This is a genomic window from Nocardia sp. NPDC006982 (assembly GCF_042869435.1).
Lineage (GTDB): Bacteria > Actinomycetota > Actinomycetes > Mycobacteriales > Mycobacteriaceae > Nocardia.
Genome location: NZ_JBIAFV010000002.1, coordinates 702,477 through 724,813 on the forward strand (window position 1 = coordinate 702,477; position 22,337 = coordinate 724,813).

Below are 22,337 nucleotides of genomic sequence, written 5' to 3' on the forward strand. Positions count from 1 at the left end.
CATGTCCGAAAACACGGTCACCGTGACCGACGCGTCCTTCGCCGACGATGTGCTGCTCAGTGAGAAGCCGGTACTCGTCGACTTCTGGGCCGACTGGTGCGGTCCGTGCAAGATGGTCGCCCCGGTGCTGGAGGAGATCGCAGGCACGCACGCGGACAAGCTGACCGTGGCCAAGGTGGATGTGGATGCCAATCCGGGCGTCGCCCGCGATTATCAGATCCTCTCGCTGCCAACTATGATGCTGTTCTCCGGTGGCAAGCCGGTCAAGCAGATCGTCGGAGCGAAGGGCAAAGCCGCCCTGCTGCGTGAACTCGACGGCATCATCTGACGTATTCGTCAAAGAACGCCGTCGATCGACGACGCGCCGTAGGATGCCTGGACGCCGGGAATTGTCGTATTCCGGTCCGGGTCTGAGACAATCGACCGACCTCCGGTCGTGCGAGGGTGTGAGCCATCGCATGAGTGGGTACCCGGGTTGACGGAAGGAAAGGGCTCTCACGCATGCACCGACTTCGTCACGGCGATACCGGTCCAGCCGTCGCCGAGGTTCGGAGCACCCTGGCAAGTCTCGGGTTTCTGCATACGCACTCCGCCGCAACAGATCACGCTGATGCGCGAGAGTACTGGATGGACACCGACGCTTCCTTCGATCGCCAGCTCGACTCGGCGGTTCGCGCCTTCCAACAGCACCGCGGACTGCTGGTCGACGGAGTCGTCGGACCGGCTACCTACCGCGCGCTCAAGGAAGCCTCCTATCGCCTCGGTGCCCGCACATTGATCTACCAGCTCTCCGCGCCGCTCTACGGCGACGATGTGGCAACCCTGCAGCGCCGGCTACAGGATCTCGGTTTCTACGTGCACCGCGTCGACGGTTACTTCGGCCCGCACACCCATGAGGCGCTCACCGCATTCCAGCGGGAGATCGGCTTGGCGGCGGACGGCATCTGCGGTCCGGATACGCTGCGCTCGCTGGAGCTGCTCGGCGCGCGCGTCACCGGCGGCAATCCGCATCGGATCGCCGAGGAAGAGGTGGTGCACCGGGCCGGGCCGCAGTTGACCGGGAAGCGGATCGTCATCGATCCGGGTCTCGGCGGCCCGGACAAGGGCTTCGCGGTGCCGACCGAATACGGCGATGTCTACGAGTCGGAAATCCTCTGGGATCTGGCCAGCAGGCTCGAGGGCCGAATGGCCGCCACCGGCATGGAAACCTTCCTGTCGCGGCCGTGGGGCGCCAATCCGAGCGACGCCGAGCGCGCGGATACCTCTAATGCCTTCGACGCCGATCTGATGATTTCGCTGCGCTGCGCGACCAATCCGAGCCCGTCCGCCAACGGTGTCGCGGGCTTCCACTTCGGCAATTCGCACGGTTCGGTATCGATGATCGGCCAGGTGCTAGCCGGCTTCATCCAGCGTGAGGTGGTCGCGCGAACCTCGTTGCAGGACTGCCGAACTCATGCGCGCACCTGGGATCTATTGCGGCTCACCAAGATGCCGACGGTGCAGGTCGATATCGGTTATCTCACAAACGAATACGATGCGTCGGTACTCACCAACCCGCGGATGCGCGATGTGATCGCCGAGGCCATCCTCATCTCGGTGAAGCGGCTGTATCTGCTCGGCCAGGACGATCAGCCGACGGGCACATACACTTTCGCCGAATTGCTGGCGGAGGAATTAGCCGCAGCCGACCGGATGTAGTGAATTACCTTCTGGCTCACTAGATTACGAACAATAAAAATACTTCCGATACGAGTGCGCCCCTGCCGATCGTCGGCAGGGGCGCACTGTTGCTGTATGCGGAGTCTCAGGGCGCTCCGACGCGGAAGGGGACCGTCAGGGAGGCGGCGGCGAGCAGCTGATCGAGCGCGCGCTCCACATCTTCCTTCCAACCGTGATCGGAGTCGAGTTCCAAGCGCAGCCGGGGGAAGCGGTGGTGCGGCGCCACCACTTCGAAACCGACGTCCTCCAGGAAGTCCGCCTCGATCATGCAGGTCTCCGGCGAACATCCGGTCGCCTTACCGGCCGAGGCTGCATCCCGGACCGGTGAACCGATCCGCTCCATCAACCGCATCGAGCCGAGCGAACGATCCGACATCGCGGTCGCCGGAGGATCGGTGCGAATACCGAAGGCCTCCAATGCACGTACGCCACGCCGGACCAGATCGGCCACCACGGCCGTTATGAGGCGGTGGGCTATGTCGGCATCCTGATACGGGAATTCGGCCCGCAGCGTGGTCAGCAGGACCGCGTCCGGGCTAACCGGCGATGTGGGGAACAGGCCGGCACGCGGTACGGCGCTCGGCGGCGAATACAGCGCACACCCCGCTATGTTGCCGTCCACGTTCGCGACCTGACCGCACGAACCCCACTCCAGCATGACCGTGGACAGCCAGGCCTCCTTCTCGAAGACCGGATCACTGAAATCACGGGAGGTCGCGGCCACGGCCGGATCGATCTCCCAGAACACGCAACGCCGCGCATGGGCGGGTAGCCTGTCGAGTCCACCGAGGGTTAATGCTGTGACGCTGGTCGACACCGCTCTGCTCAGCCTCCAGCTATCCGATTCATCCACACTCACGCTGCATTCACTCGCCAGCAAGAATATGCGATCAAAGCGAACCCGCCTCATTCCACGTCGCTGTGCTGTTGGTAAAGAGCCCCTCCGTAGGCCGATTTTCCACGCCGTCACAGTGACGTTTCGACGCCGAACACGTGCCTACCGGAAACACACGGCTATTTTTGCCACATCTGTCACTTGCCGAGCTGCTGCTGCTCCATCATGCCTACGATGCGTTCGAGGTCTTCGACCGAACCGAATTCGACGACGATCTTGCCCTTCCGCTTGCCGAGGCTCACGGTGACGCGAGTGTCGAAGGATTCCGACAGCCGCTCGGCCACATCCTGCAGACCCGGCATATGAATCGGCTTGCGCCGGGAGGCAGGGGGAGCGGCCGTATCCGGATCCCGGTTCGCCAGGGTGACGGCTTCCTCGGTGGCCCGGACCGACAATCCCTCGGCAACGATGCGGGCGGCGAGTACCTCTTGGGAGTCGGCGCCTGCCTCGAGACCGAGCAGCGCCCGAGCGTGTCCGGCGGACAGCACGCCGGCCGCGACCCGGCGCTGCACCGGGATCGGCAGTTTCAACAGGCGAATCATATTCGTCACCACCGGTCGGGATCGACCGATTCGGGTGGCCAATTCCTCATGGGTGACATCGAATTCCTCTAGCAGCTGCTGATAGGCCGCCGCCTCTTCCAGCGGGTTCAGCTGCACCCGATGGATGTTCTCCAGGAGGGCGTCCCGCAGCATCGCGTCGTCCGCGGTCTCGCGGACAATGGCTGGAATCGCTGCGAGCCCAGCCTCTTGGCATGCGCGCCAACGACGCTCACCCATGACGATCTGATACTTGTCCACCCCCGGCTCCAGCCGACGCACCACGATGGGCTGCATCAGGCCGAATTCCTTGATGGAGTGCACCAGCTCGGCGAGCGCCTCCTCCTCGAAGACGTGGCGCGGCTGCTTGGGATTCGGTTCGATCTGCTCCGGCGGAATCTCGCGGTAGGACGCGCCGCCATCCGACAGTTGCTCATCGCTGGGGTCGGGGACCCGGTGCAGAAAGGCGGAAGCCGGTTGCGGTCCGATCGGATCGACGCCGATGACGACATTGGCTGCGGCGCTACCGAGTCCGGGTGCGGCACCGAGTCCCGGCGTGGCCGCCGGCCCGGTCGGAATCAACGCGGCAAGTCCGCGGCCTAGGCCGCCCTTCTTCGCCTGAGTCATCGGTTACCGACCCTTTCCTCGTTCGTCATTGCGCGCGCTCTGCCGCACCCGGCCGGATCACCGACCGGGAGGCCATCTCGCGACCGGCGTCCAGATAACTCATCGCACCCCGGGAGCCTGGATCATAATCGAGCACCGTCATGCCGTAGCCCGGCGCCTCGGAGACCTTCACACTGCGGGGGATGACCGACTTCAGCACCACGTCGCCGAAGTGCCCGCGCACCTCCTCGGCGACCTGGTCGGCCAGCTTGGTCCGTCCGTCGTACATCGTGAGAAGCACCGTCGACACGTGTAGTTCGGGATTCAGGTGCGCCTGCACCAGACCGATATTCCGGAGCAATTGCCCCACCCCCTCCAGCGCGTAGTACTCGCACTGGATCGGGATCAGCACTTCCTTAGCAGCAACCATTGCGTTGACGGTGAGCAGACCGAGCGACGGCGGGCAGTCGATCATGACGTAATCGATGTCGTATCCGGCGATATTGGCCTCCTGGATGGCGGCCTTGAGCCGCCCCTCCCTGGCCACCATGGAAACCAATTCGATCTCGGCACCGGCCAGATCAATGGTCGCCGGGATGCACAGCAGACGCTCGCTGTGCGGGCTCTGCTGAATCGCATCCATCACCGACACCTCGCCGATGAGGAGTTCATAGCTCGACGGGACACCCGAGTGATGTTCGATACCCAGGGCGGTGCTGGCGTTGCCCTGGGGATCGAGGTCGATCACGAGAACCGTCATCCCGGTATGCGCCAGGGCGGCCGCGAGATTCACGGCGGTTGTCGTCTTACCGACGCCCCCCTTCTGATTGGCGATGGTGATGATCCGTTGCTCGTGCGGTTTCGGCACTGTCACCTTTCCTGGATGCAATATTTGGCTTGCACGTTGCGCTTCGGCTGCTATCGGGGTCTCACTGGGGGAGATGTGCCCGAACGGCGTGCTTCCGAATGCCTCCGCATCCAAGGTGCTGGAGTCCAGCATCCCCGGCACGCGCGACGTTGTTTCCCGTGAAACATTCGCCGGACCGCTCGACATAGACAGCTCCTAACGCGAGAACCTCAGATCACGTGCGCCCGACCGAATTCGGCGCCGTGTCATCACTAGCTGTGTCGGATCGAACTTGATGCTCAATCGGGACCGCGGCGCCCGACCGACGAGCGGAGCTCTCGCCGCTGCGACAAACCCACATCCCTCCGTGGCACCAACGCTCACGCCCGACGCTCACTAGCTTGCCAGCACTCAGCGCGATTAGAAAGCTGAATCGCGGCATCGCGCAAAGGACACGCGAATCTGCACCGAATCACATCGCCGCGAACAAGATTGACGCGTCGATTTGCTGTTTCACATGAAACATGAAGTCCCGGACCGACACCGAAGTTCTGTTTCACATGAAACATCGGATACGGCTCCGCGCCGCGGGCATCTCACGCCGGGCGCTCTCGTGTCCAATTAGCCTCGCGCAATGGGGGTCATCGATTTCCCTATCCGGCGACACCAGATTCAAAACGTCACGTGAAGTTTCGGGTCGAAGCCTGCTGCGCCGCGGACGCCCAGACGCCTTGTTTCACATGAAACATTGCCGCGAATCGAGAACTGCTACTTCGACTTCCGCGCCGACCTGCCAGCTCGACGCGAGGGACGCTCGGCACGCGGCAGCCGCTCGGCGCTGATCACCAGAGTGGGGGTGGAGACGAGCCCGGCGCCGCATTCCAGAACGGTCGCATTTCCCGCGCCCGCCTTCGTCAAAGCCTCACCGTCGCGCTCGAGTTCCTCGGCCGCGCTGACTCCCTTCAGCGCGAGCATCCGTCCGTGATCGCGCAACAGAGGAAGGGACCACTGCGCCAGCTTCGCCAGCGGGGCAACCGCGCGAGAGGTCACTACATCCGCGCCGCCCGCTTCCTTCATCACGCCCGACTGCTCGGCCCGACCACGCACCACGGTCACATCGAGTCCGGCCGCCTCGATGAATTCGCTCAGAAAGATGGTGCGACGCAGCAGCGGCTCGACCAAGGTGATGCGGAGATCCGGGCGCGCGATCGCCAATGGGATTCCGGGCAGTCCGGCACCGCTGCCGATATCGACCACGGTGGCGCCCTCCGCCATCAACTCACCGACCACCGCACAGTTGAGAATGTGTCGATCCCATAGCCTCGGCACCTCGCGGGGGCCGATCAGTCCGCGCTCGACACCGGCGGCGGCGAGGGCGGCGCAGTACCGACGCGCGAGATCCAGTCGGTCTCCGAAAATCACCGCGGCCGTGGCCGGGGGGTCCAGCTCATTCGGCAACGCGGTGATGCCACCTAGATCTCGTTCCACGTGAAACATCCTTCCGAACTCGAGTCGATCAGTGCGGCGATGGGGCGGGGGAGGGGAGCGCATCCAAGACATGAAGAGGGCCTCCGGTCCGAAGACCGGAGGCCCTAATCCAATCACAACGCGCGATTCAGGCAGGCACCACGACAACGTGCCGATTGGGCTCCACGCCCTCGCTCTCGCTGCTGACACCATCGACGGCGGCAACGGCGTCGTGCACGATCTTCCGCTCGAATGGAGTCATCGGCGCCAGCGGCTCCGGCTTACCGGATTCCAGCACCCGCTGCGCGGCGGCTGTGCCGAGCGCACTCAACTCCGAGCGACGCTTGGCGCGCCAGCCGGCTACATCGAGCATGAGCCGACTGCGCACCCCGGTGGCCTGCTGCACGGCCAGCCGGGTCAGCTCCTGCAGTGCGTCGAGCACCTCGCCGTTGCGGCCGACCAGCTTCGAGAGATCCCGGCCACCGTCGATGCTCACGATGGCGCGGTCGCCCTCGACATCGAGATCGATATCGCCGTCGAAGTCGAGCACATCGAGCAACTGCTCGAGGTAGTCGCCCGCGATTTCGCCCTCTTCGATGAGAGCTTCCTCGGCGTCGTTCGCGGACTCGGTGGATTCGGCCCCCGCTTCGGCTTCGCCGTTCACCATCGTCGTCGTCGCCACAGTGGCGTCCCCTCCGTCGGTTTCAACAGTCATTTGATTTCCTTCATCTGCTCATCGCGCGCGACCGGCGACCGGCGCCGATCGGAGAACGCGAACAGGGTTGCTCAGAGATCCCGCAGGCGCGCGATGTATCAGCGCCGTCGCTTCTGGTTGGGGCGCCCGCGGTTGCCCGATCGCTTCTGCCCGCCCGAGCGCCGCTGTCCCGCCTTGGTCGGGGACTTTGCGGTGCCATTCGTCGACGGCGGTGCGTCAACCGCATCCACGGCGGCATCGGCATCCGCATCGACGGGCGTCGCATCGGAGGGCGACTGCTTCTTCTTGACATTTACCGGCTTCGCACCAGGCTTCGGCGCGTTCTGTGCGCGCTGCTCCAGCTTCTGCTGCTTCTTGACTTCCTCTTCCTTCGCCATGCGGCCGAAGACGAGGTGCTGCTGTCCGTAGGTCCAGATGTTATTGGACACCCAGTAGAGCAGGATGGCGATCGGCAGGAAGGGGCCACCGACCAGCACGCCGAGCGGGAACACCCACAGCGCGAGCTTGTTCATCATGGCCGACTGCGGGTTGGCCGCGGCCTCCGGACTCTGCCGGGCAACCGAGGCGCGCGCGTTGAAATGCGTCGCCAGACCGGCGATCACCATCAGCGGGATGGAGACCAGCGCGATGCTCAGCTTGGTCGGCACGCCGCCGTAATCGGCGAAGGCCTGCAACTGGCTCGGCGGACTGGTGATGTAGGCCGAGATGGGGGCGCCGAAGATGCGGGCGCTCAGGAAGGACTGGACGTCGGTGGCGCTGAAGACATAGTTCGGCGTATGCGCATTGTCGTAGGCCGACATGCTGAGCTGGCCGATGCCGGTGCCGGTGCGGTTGAAGGAGCGCAGCACATGGAACAGACCGAGGAAGACTGGGACCTGCGCCAGGATCGGCAGGCAGCCCATCAACGGGTTGAAGCCGTGATCCTTCTGCAGCTTCTGCATCTCGGTCGCCATCTTCTGGCGATCGTTCTTGTACTTCTTCTGCAGCTCCTTGATCTGGGGCTGCAGCTCCTGCATCTGCTTGGTGGTGCGCACCTGCTTGACGAACGGCTTGTAGAGCACCAGGCGCAACGTGAATACCAGGAACACCACGGCCAGTGCCCAGGTGAGTCCGTTGTCCGCGCCGAACGCGAACCCGAAGACCCGATGCCAGAACCAGAGGATCCAGGACACCGGGTAATAAATGAAGTCGAGCACGGCTCTATGCACTCCCGTCGTTCGTATCGCCGATCACCGCGCGCGGTGATCCTTTACAAGCGTGTGGCGCCGACGCCTGCTGGTCGGCGGCTGACTCGTTCCGTTCGCGTGTTTTTCGCTCCGGAACGGGATCCCACCCACCAGGGTGCCAGGGTGCGCATTTCGCCAATCGCACGACCGTCAATCCGAGGCCGACGAACAGGCCGCGGGTGCGTAACGCGGTCACCGCGTACTCGCTACAGGTCGGGGTGAAACGGCACACCGGCAGGCGCATGGGGGAGACATACGTCCGGTAGAGCTCGATCAGGAAGATCACCGTGTTCGCGGGTAGCCGAGCAACGGTGGAGCGCGCACTCATCCCGCACCGGCCACGGTAGCCGATTTGCGGACGATATCGAGCTTGCGCAGCGCGCCACGCAGCTGGCGGAGCAACTCCGTCGCGTCGGCGGTCGCGGCGCCGGGCAATGCGCGGATCACGATATCGGCATCGGCAGGCAGCTCGGCGATCACTTGACCGCACATATGACGCAGGCGGCGGGCGACGCGGTGTCGAATCACCGCGTTGCCCACCGCCTTGCTGACAATCAATCCGAACCGCGGACCGCCCACGCGGACCAACGATCCGGCCTCAGCCGCATCGCTTCGTCGTCCACTCGCGCCCACAGTTCCGTCATACCCGTGCATGAGCGCGTGTACGACCAGATCTCGCCTCCCGATTCGCTGGCCGCGGCGCACCGTCCGGGAGAAGTCGGCACGATGATGCAACCGATACGGCTCAGGCAACACCCGAGCGTCCGAGAGCGAGGATCAGGCAGTGAGGGACTTGCGGCCCTTGCCGCGTCGCGCGGAAACGATGGCGCGACCAGCGCGGGTGCGCATCCGGAGACGGAAGCCGTGGACCCGCGCCCGACGACGGTTGTTCGGCTGGAACGTCCGCTTGCCCTTGGCCACGGTCAACACTCCTCGAGTAGGTGGGCGCCGTTCGGCGCCCAAAGCTTGTCGGTGATACGTCTTTGCGCGATGAATCGCGAGGTGGTCATCATCGATGCGCGTCGGTCCTGGCGCACGAGGTCGATATGACCTGACACGGTCAGCACAGGACCGCCACCGCACCAAGGGGTGACTGTACGAGGGTACTGATCGGCAAAGTACGGGTCAAACTCGGCCCACCCTCGCGCGGCTTGCACCGGAGCGTTGCACCGGAGTGACGCATCCTGGGTATAACCGTGAGTTCGTCCACACCCCTAGCCGTCGGCCTGCACGCCGACTAAGGTACGTAGCCAGAAGATTGCTACAGAACCGCAGGTCCAGGCCTTATAGCGGCAGAGCGCAACCTTGTTTCACATTTCCCCAGGGTTCTCCACATCTGTGGATAATTGTGTGGAAAGACCCCTGGAGTGGCATATTCGTAGGGCCGACGGTGCCACGCCGCCGCCCGGATGGGGGACCCGGGCAGCGTCCGAACCGGTTACGGACGTACGCGGAATCACAACATCGACTCAGCCACGCCGATACTCCGCAGGCTCCGACCGTCTGCTCCTATCGCCTACTTCCGGGGAGGAAACTGCATGGACGACGAGCAGAACGTGTTGGCCACCGTGTGGCCGGAGGTGGTCGCCGAACTCACCACCGGCTCGGCCGATGGTGCCATCCCGCCGGTCTCCCGGGCACAGCAGGCCTGGCTCAAACTGGTCAAGCCGCTGACCGTGGCGCAGGGGTTCGCCTTGCTCTCGGTGCCATCGTCGTTGGCCCAGGAGGCCATCGAACGCGATCTGCGAGAACCCATTCTGCGCTCGCTCGGCCGTCGTCTCGGTCCGCAGGTCGAGGGCCTCGGCGTCCGGATCGCGGCGCCGGCGACGCAGCCGACCGAACGCCCCGGCAACAATCCGCGTCACGCGCGCATGACGAGTCGGCCCGAGCGTGGCCGCGACAGCGGTCGCGGTCCGGCAGGCTATCCCGCCCCCGACTATCCCGGGCGCAACGACTACGCCCCGCCGCGTTATGCACAGCCCAACGATTACCCGGCGGCACCCGAATACTCGACCGGTCCGGAGTACTCGGCGGCACCCGACTATGAGCCCACGCCCGAATACTCGGGCGCACCCGAGTACCTGCCGGTGCCCGGATACGAAGTGGCGGGGGCGTACCCGACCGACGAATATCCGAGCCGCGGCGGCTATCCGGGCCAGACCAATGGCGAACGGCAGGAGCAGCCCGCGTCCCGCCGCGAATCCGGACTCCCGCCGCGACGCGATTCGGTGCCGCCCGGCCAGGAGTCACTGTTCAATCCGGAGCCGATATCGGAACCGGTCCGGGCGCAGGGTCGCGCACCGATGCGGGAGGCGGCATCCGCACGAGAATCCCGGCCGGGCAACGATCCGGCCATCGCGGCCGCGCACGAATCGGTCCGCGAGCCGATCTCGGACAACTCGCACGACGACGAACCGGTCGTCAATGTCCGCAATTCGTGGCCGACCTACTTCACCAAGTCGCAGGAGAATCCGGCGCCGTCGAATTCCTCGGCGAGCCTGAATGCCAAGTACACCTTCGAGACCTTCGTCATCGGCGCGTCCAATCGCTTCGCGCACGCCGCGGCTGTCGCGATCGCGGAGGCGCCCGCGCGCGCCTACAACCCGCTGTTCGTCTGGGGCGCCTCGGGTCTCGGCAAGACCCATCTGCTGCACGCGGCCGGACACTATGCCCAGCGGCTGTTCCCGGGCATGCGGGTGAAGTACGTATCGACCGAGGAATTCACCAACGACTTCATCAACAGTCTGCGGGACGACCGCAAGGTGGCGTTCAAGCGCCGCTACCGCGAGACCGACATTCTGCTCGTCGACGACATCCAGTTCATCGAGGGCAAGGAAGGTATCCAGGAGGAGTTCTTCCACACCTTCAACACCCTGCACAACGCCAATAAGCAGATCGTGGTGTCCTCCGACCGGCCGCCCAAGCAGCTGGCCACGCTGGAGGAGCGGCTGCGGACCCGGTTCGAGTGGGGCCTGATCACCGATGTGCAGCCGCCGGAGTTGGAGACGCGTATCGCGATTCTGCGCAAGAAGGCTCGGATGGACCGGCTCGACGTGCCGCACGACGTGCTGGAACTGATCGCCAGTCGGGTCGAGCGCAATATCCGCGAGCTGGAGGGTGCGCTGATCCGGGTGACGGCCTTCGCCTCGTTGAACGGCCAGCCGCTGGATCTGCCGTTGGCCGAGGTCGTACTGCGCGATCTCATGCCGGATACCGCGACGCTGGAGATCAATGCGGCGACGATCATGGCCGTCACCGCCGAATACTTCAACACCACGCTCGAGGAGCTGACCGGGCCGGGTAAGGCCCGGCCACTGGCGCAGGCCCGGCAGATCGCCATGTATCTATGCCGGGAACTAACGGATCTATCGCTTCCAAAGATCGGCCAGGCTTTCGGTCGCGACCACACCACGGTCATGTACGCGGAGAAAAAAGTGCGCAAGGAGATGACCGAGCGGCGCCGCGTGTACGACCAAGTACAAGAACTAACAGCCCGGATTAAACAACGTTCGCGCTGACCGGCACTAACAGCTCGGCACCGCCCCTGACCTGGGGCGGTGCTTTTTTGTGCCCTGTGGACTCCTCGAGGAATTCTTGTGGAGTCCTCGAGGAAACTCCGAGTTGTGCACCGGTTCATCCACAGGCTGTGCGGATGATCGTGGATCCGTTGCTAACAGGGGTGGAATCAACAGAGTCCACAGCCGTATCCACACACAAGCCCTGACCAGCGACGGGCTCGGTCAGCGGCTTGGGGAATCCTCGAGGAGTCCGTGTGGAGTCCTCGAGGATTCCTCGAGTTGTCCACGATTCGGTGCACATGTGTGAACAACCTGGTGAATCAGGTGGAACAACTCGAGGAGCACTCGAGGATGAATGGGGGACAAACCCGCAACGTCCACAACCCCCATCCGTTCATCCTCGAGTCACCCAGCGGTCATCCCCACCGCACCACGCCCCCGGACCTGCGGATTCGGCCGCAGTCCACAGATTCCACAGTGCCTACTACTACTTCAGTTCTCCTTCTTGAAGATCTCTCTTCAAAACAGGATGTGTGGAAAGTCGATCAGTGAGCATCGGCATCCGAGCTACTCGCCGAGACGAGCAAGGAGAAGAGGGGTGACACATCTGCGCGATTCACCCGCCCCTGTTCTCCTTGCTCGATATTTCGCAGCACGGATCGTGTTCGCTACACAGAACAACCGGAGGGTCGGGCTAGGTTCAGCTGGTCCGGACGAGTACGGTTCAATGTCGGTCGCCTATGCCAGACTGCAAAGGCGGCAGGTACAGCACCCCCTTTCGAGAATCAACGCTGACGAAGCCGACAGAGATCACGGAACCGGGAGAGGACAGAACGGGCGATGGAGCTGGCGAGTATGAAATTTCGGGTCGCCCGAGAGGATTTCGCCGAGTCCGTTGCATGGGTGGCACGCAGCCTCCCGTCGCGGCCTCCGGTTCCGGTACTCGGCGGCGTACTACTCGTTGCGGGCGAGGACGGACTGACCGTCTCCGGATTCGACTACGAGGTCTCCGCGCAGATGCGCGTCGCGGCCGAGGTCGCCGGACCCGGCGAGGTGCTCGTCTCCGGCCGACTGCTCGCCGATATCACCAAGGCGCTGTCCAATAAGCCCGTCGATGTTGCCATCGACGGCACCCGCGTGCTGATCAGCTGTGGCAGTGCGAAGTTCTCACTGCCGACCATGCCGGTCGAGGACTATCCCCAGCTTCCCGAGGTACCGCAGCAGACCGGCGAGCTGAGCGTCGACGTCTTCGCCGAGGCGGTCGGCCAGGTCGCGGTCGCCGCCGGACGCGACGACACGCTGCCGATGCTCACCGGCATCCGGGTCGAGATCGAGGGACCGCAGGTCGTGCTCGCGGCCACCGACCGATTCCGGTTGGCGGTCCGCCACATCGAATGGCAGCCCGCCCGCACCGATATCGAGACCTCGGTGCTGATTCCGGCCCGGACGCTGTCGGAGGCCGCGAAGACGCTGGGTCCCTCCGATGCTCCCGTACAGCTTTCGCTCGGCACCGGCAGTGGCGCGGACGGTCTGCTCGGCATCGTGAATGCGGGCCGGCGGACCACGACTCGACTGCTCGATGCGGAATTCCCCAAGTTCCGCCAATTGCTCCCCAAGGAGCACACCTCGATCGCCACCCTCCCGGTCGCCACGCTGACCGACGCCATCAAGCGCGTCGCGCTGGTCGCCGAGCGCGGTGCACAGGTGCGGCTGGAATTCACCGACGAGGGGCTGCTGCTCTCGGCGGGCGGCGATGACGCGGGTCGCGCCGAGGAGTGGCTGGAGGCCGAATTCCGCGGTGAGTCACTGACAATCGCGTTCAATCCGGGTTACCTCATCGACGGCCTCTCCGCGCTGCACACCGATCGGGTCACCTTCGGCTTCACGACGCCGAGCCGTCCCGCGGTGCTGCTGCCCGCGAGCGACGAGGAACCCAAGGTGACGGAGTCCGGTGCGTTCGTCGCACTGGAGAGCCCGTACATCTACCTGTTGATGCCGGTTCGGTTGCCGGGCTGAGCATCGGCGGCGATGCGATTTATCCACAGTTCGTCCACAGACAGTGGATGGACCACAAGATGTTGTGTTTTGCGCCCGATTCGTCGCCGGCAGCGGCAGAAAACGGCGATGACGACGGCCGGAGCGGAGTAGACGGGTGTTCATCCGGACGCTGTCACTGCGCGACTTCCGCTCCTGGGAGCACGTCGAGCTCGAATTATCCCCAGGCCGAACGGTCTTTCTGGGGGCCAATGGCAACGGCAAAACGAACCTGCTCGAGGCGGTCGGCTACCTCGCCACCCTGGGCTCACATCGGGTCGCCGCCGACGCACCGCTGATCCGTATCGGCACCGAACGCGCCAGGATCGGCGCGACCGTCGTGAACGCGGGCCGCGAACTGCGCATCGATCTCGAATTGAACCAGGGCGCCGCGAATCGTGCGCAGATCAACCGATCTCCGGTGCGCAGGCCGCGAGAAATCCTCGGCATTCTGCAGACGGTGCTCTTCGCACCGGAGGACCTCGCCCTGGTCCGCGGCGATCCGGGTGAGAGGAGGCGCTTCCTCGACGAGTTGTGCACAGCCAGGTTGCCGCGGCTGGCCGCCGTGCGAGCCGACTACGACCGGGTGCTGCGACAGCGCTCGGCCCTGTTGAAATCCGCTGGGCGCCAAGCCCGCTCGAAGGCGGAGCTCAGCACCCTGGATGTATGGGACGGGCATTTGGCGACCCACGCCTCGGTGCTGCTCGCACAGCGACTGCGCCTGGTGCACGATATGTATCCCTATCTCGCACAGGCGTACTCGTCGATCGCGCCCGAATCACGCCCCGCCGCAATCGGCTACCGCAGCGCGAGCCTGCCGCCGGAATTCCTGGACCCGGCGCGCGCACCGCAGCCCGATGACGTCGAGGCGCTGGAGGCGAATATGCTGCGCGAACTGGCGGCGGCGCGGCCGAAGGAATTGGAGCGAGGGGTCTGTCTGGTCGGCCCGCACCGCGACGATCTGGATCTGATGCTCGGTACTGCCCCCGCGAAAGGCTTTGCCAGCCATGGTGAGTCGTGGTCGTTCGCACTGGCGCTGCGGCTCGCGGCCTTCGAACTGCTGCGCGCCACCGGCGCCGAACCGGTACTGCTGCTCGACGACGTATTTGCCGAACTCGATCGCCGCCGACGCACGGCGCTCGCCGAGGTTGCGGCCGGTGCCGAACAGGTGCTGATCACCGCCGCGGTCCCCGAGGACGTGCCCGTGGAACTTTCCGCGGTTCCGCTCCGGGTTGAAACGAACGGCGGTGCGGACGGCCGCATCTCCCGAATCGCCGACCGGGAATCCGACGCCGCCACCGGTTGATCGGGCACCGTCGGATCCCTGTGGCGTCGGTAAGATCAGCGCCGATTGCAATGCGACGCGTCGGCAACCAGCGCGCGAACGGCGGCGGGGAGAGAGGCGGACCTCGTGAGCGAGCGTCAGCGAGTGAACCATCAATACAGCGCGCAATCGCGCACGACGAAGCTGAGCGTCAGCGAGGCGCAGTCGTGAGCGATCCGACAGCGTCGAATGCTTCCGCATCCGAGCCGGAACCGGAGTTGCGCGGTATCGATCTGGCGCGGCGTGCGCTGGAGGAGGCGCGGGCGGCCGCCAAGGCGAGCGGTAAATCGGTGGGGCAGGGCCGGGCATCGCCGCGTCGGCTGCGCACCGGAGCCCGCCGTCGCACCGGCTGGTCCGGCGCGCGGCCCGATGACCGTGACCCGCAACTGCTTTCGAGCCTGGCCGGCTCCATCGCGAAGAATCGGGGCTGGTCGGCCAAGGTCGCCGAGGGCATGGTCTTCGGCCGCTGGGCCGGTGTGGTCGGCGAGGACATCGCCTCGCATGCGACCCCGATGACATTGAAGGACGGCGTGCTGAGCATCGCCGCCGAATCCACGGCGTGGGCCACCCAGCTGCGCATGCTGCAGGGCCAGATCCTGGCGAAGATCAATGCGGCGGTGGGGCAGGGCGTGGTCACATCGTTGAAGATCACCGGTCCGGCGGCGCCGAGTTGGCGCAAGGGTGAGCGGCACATCAAAGGCCGCGGTCCACGGGACACCTACGGATAAGCGACAATCCAGCGCATAGATCAGTTTCACGTGGAACGCCGCGGCCGTCATGCGTGAGTCCACCACGTAGGCTGAACTATGCGATGGCCACCCGCGCAGGAGGCCGCGACTACGACTTCGCCACACAGGCAACTCTCAGGCCGAATCTGATGGACTCAAAGGGGTTGAAGGCGGAACCGACCCGCGCTCGACCGATTTCTCGCATCCACGGAGCCGTCAGGGGTGTCGTAGGTGCATTGTGGCTTGGGTCTACCAGTAGGATGGTGGGGTAACTAGCGGCGAACCTTTCGGCGCGTTCCGTACAGCCCGCGCGTGGACCCCTATTTTCACGACCAGAATCAGACCGGTGCCCCACGCGTGCTGTCCGACCGCTGCGCCAGGGATCAGCAAGTAAGGAGAGCTACCGACCAGTGGCTGCCATGGACTCCAACGCAGACGGCTCGAACAAGCCCAAGTCAGGTAATTACGGTGCCGAATCCATCACCGTCCTCGAAGGTCTCGAAGCCGTTCGCAAGCGGCCCGGTATGTACATCGGCTCCACGGGTGAGCGCGGTCTGCATCACCTGATCTGGGAGGTCGTCGACAACTCGGTCGACGAGGCGATGGCCGGATACGCGACGCAGGTGGATGTGACCCTGCTGGCGGACGGTGGCGTCGAGGTGATCGACGACGGCCGCGGTATCCCGGTGGCCATGCACGCCCAGGGTGTGCCCACCATCGAGGTCGTAATGACCCAGCTGCACGCCGGCGGCAAGTTCGACTCCGACTCCTATGCGGTGTCGGGCGGCCTGCACGGTGTCGGCATCTCCGTGGTCAACGCGCTCTCCAGCCGCCTCGAGGCGGATGTGGACGTGGACGGGTACCACTGGACGCAGGAATACAAGGATTCCAAGCCCGGCAAGCTGATGCAGGGCGAACCGACCAAGCGCACCGGCACCACGATTCGCTTCTGGGCCGACCCGAACATCTTCGAGACCACCACCTACAACTTCGAGACGGTCGCGCGCCGCCTGCAGGAGATGGCGTTCCTGAACAAGGGCCTCACCATCACCCTGACCGATGAGCGCGTCACCGACGCCGACGTCACCGACGAGGTGGTCAGCGAAACCGCCGAGGCGCCCAAGCATGCCGATCCGGATGCGCCCGCCGCGCCGGTCGAGCACAAGGTGAAGACGCGGACATACCACTACCCGGGTGGTCTGGAGGATTTCGTCCGGCATATCAACCGGACCAAGCAGGCTATCCACAACTCCGTCGTCGCGTTCACCGGCAAGGGCACCGGGCACGAGCTCGAGGTCGCGATGCAGTGGAACTCCGGCTACTCGGAGTCGGTGCACACCTTCGCCAACACCATCAACACCCATGAGGGCGGCACCCACGAAGAGGGCTTCCGCGCGGCGCTCACCACGGTGGTCAACAAGTACGCCAAGGACAAGAAGCTGCTCAAGGAGAAGGACGGCAACCTCACCGGTGACGACATCCGCGAGGGTCTGGCCGCCATTGTGAGCGTGAAGGTCTCCGAGCCGCAGTTCGAGGGCCAGACCAAGACCAAACTCGGCAACACCGAGGTCAAGTCGTTCGTGCAGCGCACCTGCAACGAGCACCTCTCACACTGGTTCGAGGCCAATCCGGCCGATGCGAAGACCATTGTGAACAAGGCGGTTTCCTCCGCACAGGCCCGCGTCGCCGCGCGTAAGGCACGCGAACTGGTGCGTCGCAAGAGCGCCACCGACCTCGGCGGCCTGCCCGGCAAGCTGGCCGACTGCCGTTCCAAGGATCCGAGCAAGTCCGAGATCTACATCGTGGAGGGCGACTCCGCCGGTGGCTCGGCCAAATCCGGCCGCGACTCGATGTACCAGGCGATCCTGCCGCTGCGCGGCAAGATCATCAATGTCGAGAAGGCCCGCATCGACCGCGTCCTCAAGAACAACGAGGTCCAGTCGATCATCACCGCCTTCGGCACCGGCATCCACGACGAATTCGATATCGCCAAGCTGCGTTATCACAAGATCGTGCTGATGGCCGACGCCGACGTGGACGGCCAGCACATCTCGACCCTGCTGCTGACGCTGCTGTTCCGCTTCATGCGGCCACTGGTCGAGCACGGGCACGTGTACCTCGCGCAGCCGCCGCTCTACAAGCTCAAGTGGCAGCGGTCCGATCCGGAGTTCGCCTACTCCGATCGCGAGCGCGACGGCCTGCTCGAGGCGGGGCTGGCCGCGGGCAAGAAGATCAACAAGGACGACGGTGTCCAGCGCTACAAGGGTCTCGGCGAAATGAACGCCAAGGAGCTCTGGGAGACCACCATGGATCCCTCGGTGCGGGTGCTGCGTCAGGTCACCCTCGATGATGCCGCCGCGGCCGACGAGCTGTTCTCCATCCTGATGGGTGAGGACGTCGAGGCACGTCGCAGCTTTATCACCCGCAATGCCAAGGACGTTCGCTTCCTCGACGTGTAACCGGCGTGACGCGCAATTCCACGTCCGGTACCAAAGGAGACTTTTAGATGACTGAAACCACGCTGCCACCCAACGGCGGAGCGGGTGACCGGATCGAACCGGTCGATATCCAGAACGAAATGCAGAGCAGCTACATCGATTACGCGATGAGCGTGATCGTGGGCCGCGCGCTGCCCGACGTCCGCGACGGCCTCAAGCCGGTGCATCGCCGCGTGCTCTACGCGATGTACGACAACGGCTACCGGCCCGACCGTGGCTATGTGAAGTCCGCCCGCCCGGTCGCCGAGACCATGGGTAACTACCACCCGCACGGTGACGCGTCGATCTACGACACCCTGGTCCGCATGGCCCAGCCGTGGTCGCTGCGCTATCCGCTGGTCGACGGTCAGGGCAACTTCGGTTCCCGCGGCAATGACGGCGCGGCAGCCATGCGGTACACCGAATGCCGCCTGACCCCGCTGGCCATGGAACTGCTGCGCGAAATCGACCACGAGACGGTCGATTTCACGCCGAACTACGACGGTCGCTCACAGGAGCCGACCGTTCTCCCCAGCCGCGTGCCCAACCTGTTGATGAACGGCAGCAACGGCATCGCGGTCGGTATGGCGACCAATATCCCGCCGCACAACCTCAACGAGTTGGCCGAGGCGATCTACTGGGCGCTGGAGAACTACGACGCCGACGAAGAGGCGACGCTGGCGGCCTGTATGGAGCGGGTCAAGGGTCCGGACTTCCCGACCTACGGCCTCATCGTCGGTAATCAGGGCATCCAGGATGCCTACACCACCGGTCGCGGCTCGATCCGGATGCGCGGTGTGGTCGAGATCGAGGAGGACAACCGCGGCCGCACCACGATCGTCATCACCGAGCTGCCGTACCAGGTCAACACCGACAACTTCATCAACTCCATCGCGGAGCAGGTGAAGGACGGCAAGATCGCCGGCATCTCCGATATCCACGACGAGTCCTCGGACCGCGCGGGTATGCGGATCGTGGTCACCATCAAGCGCGACGCCGTTGCCAAGGTGGTGCTGAACAACCTCTACAAGCACACCCAGCTGCAGACCAGCTTCGGCGCCAACATGCTCTCGATCGTCGACGGCGTGCCGCGCACGCTGCGCCTGGATCAGATGATCCGGCTCTACGTCGAGCATCAGTTGGAAGTCATCGTCCGGCGTACCAGGTACTTGCTGCGCAAGGCCGAGGAGCGCGCCCACATCCTGCGCGGTCTGGTCAAGGCGCTGGACGCGCTGGACGAGGTCATCGCGCTGATCCGGCGTTCGGCCAATACCGACACCGCGCGCACCGGCCTGATGCAGTTGCTGGATATCGACGAGATCCAGGCCACCGCCATCCTCGATATGCAGTTGCGCAGGCTGTCCGCCCTGGAGCGGCAGAAGATCGTCGACGAGTTGGCCAAGATCGAGGCCGAAATCGCCGACCTCAAGGACATTCTCGAGAAGCCGGAGCGCCAGCGCGCGATCGTGCGCGACGAGCTGGCCGAGATCGTCGAGAAGTACGGCGACGAGCGGCGCACCAAGATCGTGGCCAATGACGGCGATATGGCCGATGAGGATCTCATCGCCCGCGAGGATGTGGTCGTCACCGTCACCGAGACCGGTTACGCCAAGCGCACCAAGACCGACCTGTACCGCAGCCAGAAGCGCGGTGGCAAGGGCGTGCAGGGCGCGGGTCTCAAGCAGGACGACATCGTCAAGCACTTCTTCATCAGCTCCACGCACGACTGGCTGCTGTTCTTCACCAATAAGGGCCGGGTGTACCGGGCCAAGGCCTACGAACTGCCCGAAGCCAGCCGGACCGCGCGCGGTCAGCATGTCGCGAATCTGCTGGCCTTCCAGCCGGATGAGAAGATCGCCCAGATCATCCAGATCAAGGGCTACGAAGATGCGCCCTATCTGGTACTCGCCACGAAGAACGGCCTGGTCAAGAAGTCGAAGCTGTCCGATTTCGACTCCAACCGCAGCGGCGGCATTGTCGCGGTGAACCTGCGCGACGACGACGAATTGGTCGGCGCCGTGCTGTGCTCGGCCGATGACGATCTGCTGCTGGTTTCGGCGCGCGGCCAGTCGATCCGCTTCTCCGCCACCGATGAGGCACTGCGTCCGATGGGCCGCGCCACCTCCGGTGTGCAGGGCATGCGGTTCAATGCCGACGATGAACTGTTGTCGCTCAATGTGGTTCGCGCCGACACCTATCTGCTCGTCGCGACCTCCGGCGGTTATGCCAAGCGGACCGCGATCGAGGAGTACACCCCGCAGGGTCGCGGCGGTAAAGGCGTATTGACTATCCAATACGACACCAAGCGTGGCACCCTGGTCGGTGCGCTCATCGTCGACGACGAGGATGAGTTGTATGCGATCACGTCCGGCGGTGGTGTTATCCGGACGGCGGCGAAGCAGGTTCGTAAGGCTGGACGACAGACCAAGGGCGTGCGATTGATGAACCTCGCCGATGGCGATACGTTGCTTGCTATCGCGCGCAATGCCGACGAACCAGATCCTGATTCGCTCGTCGGCGGAGACGGCGACACCGGTTCCTCTGAGCAGTAACCCCACAGCGGCGGCAACGAACGGATCTAAGGATTCCCATTGACCACGAATCAGCCGAACGACGAGCGGCACCAGACGAACGGTGTAACCGAACGGATCGCACCGTCACCGATTCCGCCGCGGCCGATCCCACGGCCGGTCGCATCGGCCGAGAACGGCCAGCCGAGTGGCCCGCAGGGAGGGGCCCAGCCGCACGAAATGCACAGCAAGCAAGGCGAAGTCGCGTTCAAAGCGCCGGAGCCGAGCTCGGGTGCGGACGGGCATGAGGCATTCGATCAGCGGGCGGCTCGGCCGGGTAACCCAGGCGAGCCGGCCGCGCCGGAAGCGGGCGACCGCTCGGCATCGAACGGCGGCGGCCAGTCGCCCTTCCAGGAGGGCTGGTCGCAGCTGCCGCAGCGGGAGCCACAGTCGAACCTGTATCGCCCCGGACAGTCGCCGGTGACCGGTCGCCCGAATTCCACCGGCGGTGGGCTCGGCGGTGGCGGGCTCAGCGGCGGCGGCAGTGGTGCTGGTGGTGGCCTCGGTGGCGGCGGCGGTCTCGGTGGCGGCAATGCCCGCACCACCGCGGACCTCGCGGCCAAGGCGGCACGCAAGGAAGCGGCGATGGTGAAGTCCGTCGGCATCGACGGACCGACCCGCAGCATCGCCCGCCCGGAATTGATCAAGGACATGCCGGACCTGTCCGACATCCGGCACCCGCTGCCCGTCGAAACCCCGGGCCCGCAGTCGGTACCGGTCTCGCCCGCGGTTCCGGTCGCCGTCGCGGCGGCCGTCGCCTCCGGTGAGCCATTGCGGGCTACGGTGCAGATCCGCCGGATCGACCCCTGGTCGACCCTGAAGATCTCGCTGGTGATCAGCGTGGCCATGTTCTTCGTGTGGATGCTCGCGGTCGGTCTGCTCTACATCGTGCTCGAGGGCATGGGTGTGTGGGAGCGGCTCAACAGCACCTTCACCGATATGGTCTCCTCCGACAGCGGCTCGGTCGGGTTGGTCGATGCCGGTTCGGTATTCGGCTACGCGGGCGTCATCGGGCTGATCAATGTGGTGCTTTTCACTGCATTGGCGACCGTCGGCGTCTTCATCTACAACCAGTGCTGTGACCTCGTCGGCGGCATCCAGGTGACCCTGGCCGACCCCGACTAGAAGCGGTGTCCACGCGGCCGGTCGCTGTCCTCGCGCAGGGCGGTGACCGGCCGTTTTGGTCTTCGGCGGGCGGGTAAGGTAATCTCGTGCCTCGGTTCGGTTAGCAGCTCCGGCGGGTAATCCGAACAGGAAATAGGGGCCTATAGCTCAGGCGGTTAGAGCGCTTCGCTGATAACGAAGAGGTCGGAGGTTCAAGTCCTCCTAGGCCCACTCCCGAACATCACAGTAGGGTGGGAATCATGAAAATTCTTCTCACGGTCGGTGTCGTGGTCGCGGTTCTCATCGGAATCACCAAGCTGCGCAAGCGTGACGATGCGGACCTGTGGCACGAAGTCACCACCCGCTGAACTGTCCTCGGACAGTAGGGATTCGGGGCCTTAGCTCAATTGGCAGAGCACTGCCTTTGCAAGGCAGGGGTTAGGGGTTCGATTCCCCTAGGCTCCACAAACTGGGAGGCGAGTGCTCGCGGAGAGCGCTCGCCTTTGTTTGTTCCGCGTATTTTGTGGGGCGAAGCCCCACACCCCCACCCGGAGGGGCTTCCGCCCCC

General features: G+C 64.7%; 19 protein-coding genes and 2 tRNA genes. 12 read left to right on the forward strand and 9 right to left on the reverse strand.

Annotated elements, in window-relative coordinates:
- The first annotated feature begins 1 nt into the window (after position 1).
- Both trxA and ACFYOW_RS12115 read left to right on the forward strand, forming a co-directional pair.
- Positions 2 to 328 (forward strand): thioredoxin, encoded by a 327-nt coding sequence (gene trxA, locus ACFYOW_RS12110; protein WP_062981517.1) that lies wholly within the window; start codon positions 2 to 4, stop codon positions 326 to 328.
- A 173-nt stretch (positions 329 to 501) separates the two neighbouring features.
- Positions 502 to 1,698: an N-acetylmuramoyl-L-alanine amidase gene (locus tag ACFYOW_RS12115; protein ID WP_387287062.1), complete on the forward strand. Its 1,197-nt coding sequence runs from the start codon at positions 502 to 504 to the stop codon at positions 1,696 to 1,698.
- Between the two features lie 106 nt (positions 1,699 to 1,804).
- Here ACFYOW_RS12115 and ACFYOW_RS12120 read toward each other — a convergent pair whose 3' ends face one another.
- From ACFYOW_RS12120 to rpmH, 9 genes are all read right to left on the reverse strand, one after another.
- Entirely contained in the window at positions 1,805 to 2,536 is a 732-nt protein-coding gene (locus ACFYOW_RS12120) for a GNAT family N-acetyltransferase (RefSeq protein WP_387287064.1), read from the reverse strand.
- A gap of 215 nt (positions 2,537 to 2,751) precedes the next feature.
- Positions 2,752 to 3,780: a ParB/RepB/Spo0J family partition protein gene (locus ACFYOW_RS12125; RefSeq protein WP_387287066.1), complete on the reverse strand. Its 1,029-nt coding sequence runs from the start codon at positions 3,778 to 3,780 to the stop codon at positions 2,752 to 2,754.
- A gap of 25 nt (positions 3,781 to 3,805) precedes the next feature.
- Complete coding sequence (locus tag ACFYOW_RS12130) at positions 3,806 to 4,759, reverse strand: ParA family protein (RefSeq protein WP_245720979.1); 954 nt, start codon at positions 4,757 to 4,759, stop codon at positions 3,806 to 3,808.
- A 615-nt stretch (positions 4,760 to 5,374) separates the two neighbouring features.
- Complete coding sequence (gene rsmG / locus ACFYOW_RS12135; RefSeq protein ID WP_387287068.1) at positions 5,375 to 6,103, reverse strand: 16S rRNA (guanine(527)-N(7))-methyltransferase RsmG; 729 nt, start codon at positions 6,101 to 6,103, stop codon at positions 5,375 to 5,377.
- Positions 6,104 to 6,221: 118 nt separating this feature from the next.
- Entirely contained in the window at positions 6,222 to 6,740 is a 519-nt protein-coding gene (locus ACFYOW_RS12140) for a protein jag (RefSeq protein ID WP_387287501.1), read from the reverse strand.
- A 146-nt stretch (positions 6,741 to 6,886) separates the two neighbouring features.
- Entirely contained in the window at positions 6,887 to 7,984 is a 1,098-nt protein-coding gene (gene yidC / locus ACFYOW_RS12145; protein WP_387287070.1) for a membrane protein insertase YidC, read from the reverse strand.
- 4 nt (positions 7,985 to 7,988) lie between these two features.
- The gene (gene yidD, locus ACFYOW_RS12150) at positions 7,989 to 8,342 is read right to left on the reverse strand and encodes a membrane protein insertion efficiency factor YidD (RefSeq protein ID WP_084483836.1); all 354 of its coding nucleotides are present in this window, start codon (positions 8,340 to 8,342) and stop codon (positions 7,989 to 7,991) included.
- Positions 8,339 to 8,770, reverse strand: coding sequence for a ribonuclease P protein component (gene rnpA, locus ACFYOW_RS12155; RefSeq protein WP_387287072.1), 432 nt, complete (start codon positions 8,768 to 8,770; stop codon positions 8,339 to 8,341). Before rnpA ends, yidD begins: the two co-directional genes overlap by 4 nt.
- 21 nt (positions 8,771 to 8,791) lie before the next feature.
- Complete coding sequence (gene rpmH / locus ACFYOW_RS12160) at positions 8,792 to 8,935, reverse strand: 50S ribosomal protein L34 (RefSeq protein WP_083898281.1); 144 nt, start codon at positions 8,933 to 8,935, stop codon at positions 8,792 to 8,794.
- Positions 8,936 to 9,552: 617 nt separating this feature from the next.
- Here rpmH and dnaA point away from each other — a divergent pair.
- The 10 genes from dnaA (at position 9,553) to ACFYOW_RS12210 (ending at position 22,234) form a co-directional block, all read left to right on the forward strand.
- Positions 9,553 to 11,532, forward strand: a complete 1,980-nt coding sequence (gene dnaA, locus ACFYOW_RS12165) for a chromosomal replication initiator protein DnaA (RefSeq protein ID WP_387287074.1) — start codon at positions 9,553 to 9,555, stop codon at positions 11,530 to 11,532.
- 840 nt (positions 11,533 to 12,372) lie between these two features.
- The gene (dnaN, locus tag ACFYOW_RS12170; RefSeq protein WP_387287076.1) at positions 12,373 to 13,548 is read left to right on the forward strand and encodes a DNA polymerase III subunit beta; all 1,176 of its coding nucleotides are present in this window, start codon (positions 12,373 to 12,375) and stop codon (positions 13,546 to 13,548) included.
- Positions 13,549 to 13,684: 136 nt separating this feature from the next.
- Complete coding sequence (gene recF / locus ACFYOW_RS12175; protein WP_387287078.1) at positions 13,685 to 14,872, forward strand: DNA replication/repair protein RecF; 1,188 nt, start codon at positions 13,685 to 13,687, stop codon at positions 14,870 to 14,872.
- Positions 14,873 to 15,057: 185 nt separating this feature from the next.
- Positions 15,058 to 15,618: a DUF721 family protein gene (locus ACFYOW_RS12180; RefSeq protein ID WP_387287080.1), complete on the forward strand. Its 561-nt coding sequence runs from the start codon at positions 15,058 to 15,060 to the stop codon at positions 15,616 to 15,618.
- Positions 15,619 to 16,037: 419 nt separating this feature from the next.
- The gene (gene gyrB, locus ACFYOW_RS12185; protein ID WP_387287082.1) at positions 16,038 to 18,077 is read left to right on the forward strand and encodes a DNA topoisomerase (ATP-hydrolyzing) subunit B; all 2,040 of its coding nucleotides are present in this window, start codon (positions 16,038 to 16,040) and stop codon (positions 18,075 to 18,077) included.
- Positions 18,078 to 18,124: 47 nt separating this feature from the next.
- Positions 18,125 to 20,647 carry a DNA gyrase subunit A gene (gyrA, locus tag ACFYOW_RS12190; RefSeq protein WP_063044161.1) on the forward strand — a complete coding sequence of 841 codons (2,523 nt, stop codon included), beginning with the start codon at positions 18,125 to 18,127 and terminating at the stop codon, positions 20,645 to 20,647.
- Between the two features lie 198 nt (positions 20,648 to 20,845).
- Entirely contained in the window at positions 20,846 to 21,790 is a 945-nt protein-coding gene (locus ACFYOW_RS12195) for a DUF3566 domain-containing protein (protein WP_387287503.1), read from the forward strand.
- Between the two features lie 136 nt (positions 21,791 to 21,926).
- Positions 21,927 to 22,000, forward strand: a tRNA-Ile gene (locus ACFYOW_RS12200).
- A gap of 29 nt (positions 22,001 to 22,029) precedes the next feature.
- A complete protein-coding gene (locus ACFYOW_RS12205; protein ID WP_218007666.1) occupies positions 22,030 to 22,137 on the forward strand; it encodes a DLW-39 family protein in 108 nt (35 codons plus the stop codon).
- Between the two features lie 24 nt (positions 22,138 to 22,161).
- A tRNA-Ala gene (locus ACFYOW_RS12210) sits at positions 22,162 to 22,234 on the forward strand.
- The last annotated feature ends 103 nt before the right edge of the window (positions 22,235 to 22,337 follow it).

Bases quoted from the DNA above. Each gene is read 5' to 3' on its own strand.
- ACFYOW_RS12205 (WP_218007666.1), top strand. From the start codon at position 22,030: ATGAAAATTCTTCTCACGGTCGGTGTCGTGGTCGCGGTTCTCATCGGA.
- trxA (WP_062981517.1), top strand. From the start codon at position 2: ATGTCCGAAAACACGGTCACCGTGACCGACGCGTCCTTCGCCGACGAT.
- rsmG (WP_387287068.1), bottom strand. From the start codon at position 6,103: ATGTTTCACGTGGAACGAGATCTAGGTGGCATCACCGCGTTGCCGAAT.
- ACFYOW_RS12195 (WP_387287503.1), top strand. From the start codon at position 20,846: ATGCACAGCAAGCAAGGCGAAGTCGCGTTCAAAGCGCCGGAGCCGAGC.
- dnaA (WP_387287074.1), top strand. From the start codon at position 9,553: ATGGACGACGAGCAGAACGTGTTGGCCACCGTGTGGCCGGAGGTGGTC.
- gyrB (WP_387287082.1), top strand. From the start codon at position 16,038: ATGGACTCCAACGCAGACGGCTCGAACAAGCCCAAGTCAGGTAATTAC.
- ACFYOW_RS12140 (WP_387287501.1), bottom strand. From the start codon at position 6,740: ATGGTGAACGGCGAAGCCGAAGCGGGGGCCGAATCCACCGAGTCCGCG.
- yidD (WP_084483836.1), bottom strand. From the start codon at position 8,342: ATGAGTGCGCGCTCCACCGTTGCTCGGCTACCCGCGAACACGGTGATC.
- ACFYOW_RS12130 (WP_245720979.1), bottom strand. From the start codon at position 4,759: ATGCTGGACTCCAGCACCTTGGATGCGGAGGCATTCGGAAGCACGCCG.
- ACFYOW_RS12115 (WP_387287062.1), top strand. From the start codon at position 502: ATGCACCGACTTCGTCACGGCGATACCGGTCCAGCCGTCGCCGAGGTT.
- ACFYOW_RS12125 (WP_387287066.1), bottom strand. From the start codon at position 3,780: ATGACTCAGGCGAAGAAGGGCGGCCTAGGCCGCGGACTTGCCGCGTTG.
- dnaN (WP_387287076.1), top strand. From the start codon at position 12,373: ATGGAGCTGGCGAGTATGAAATTTCGGGTCGCCCGAGAGGATTTCGCC.
- gyrA (WP_063044161.1), top strand. From the start codon at position 18,125: ATGACTGAAACCACGCTGCCACCCAACGGCGGAGCGGGTGACCGGATC.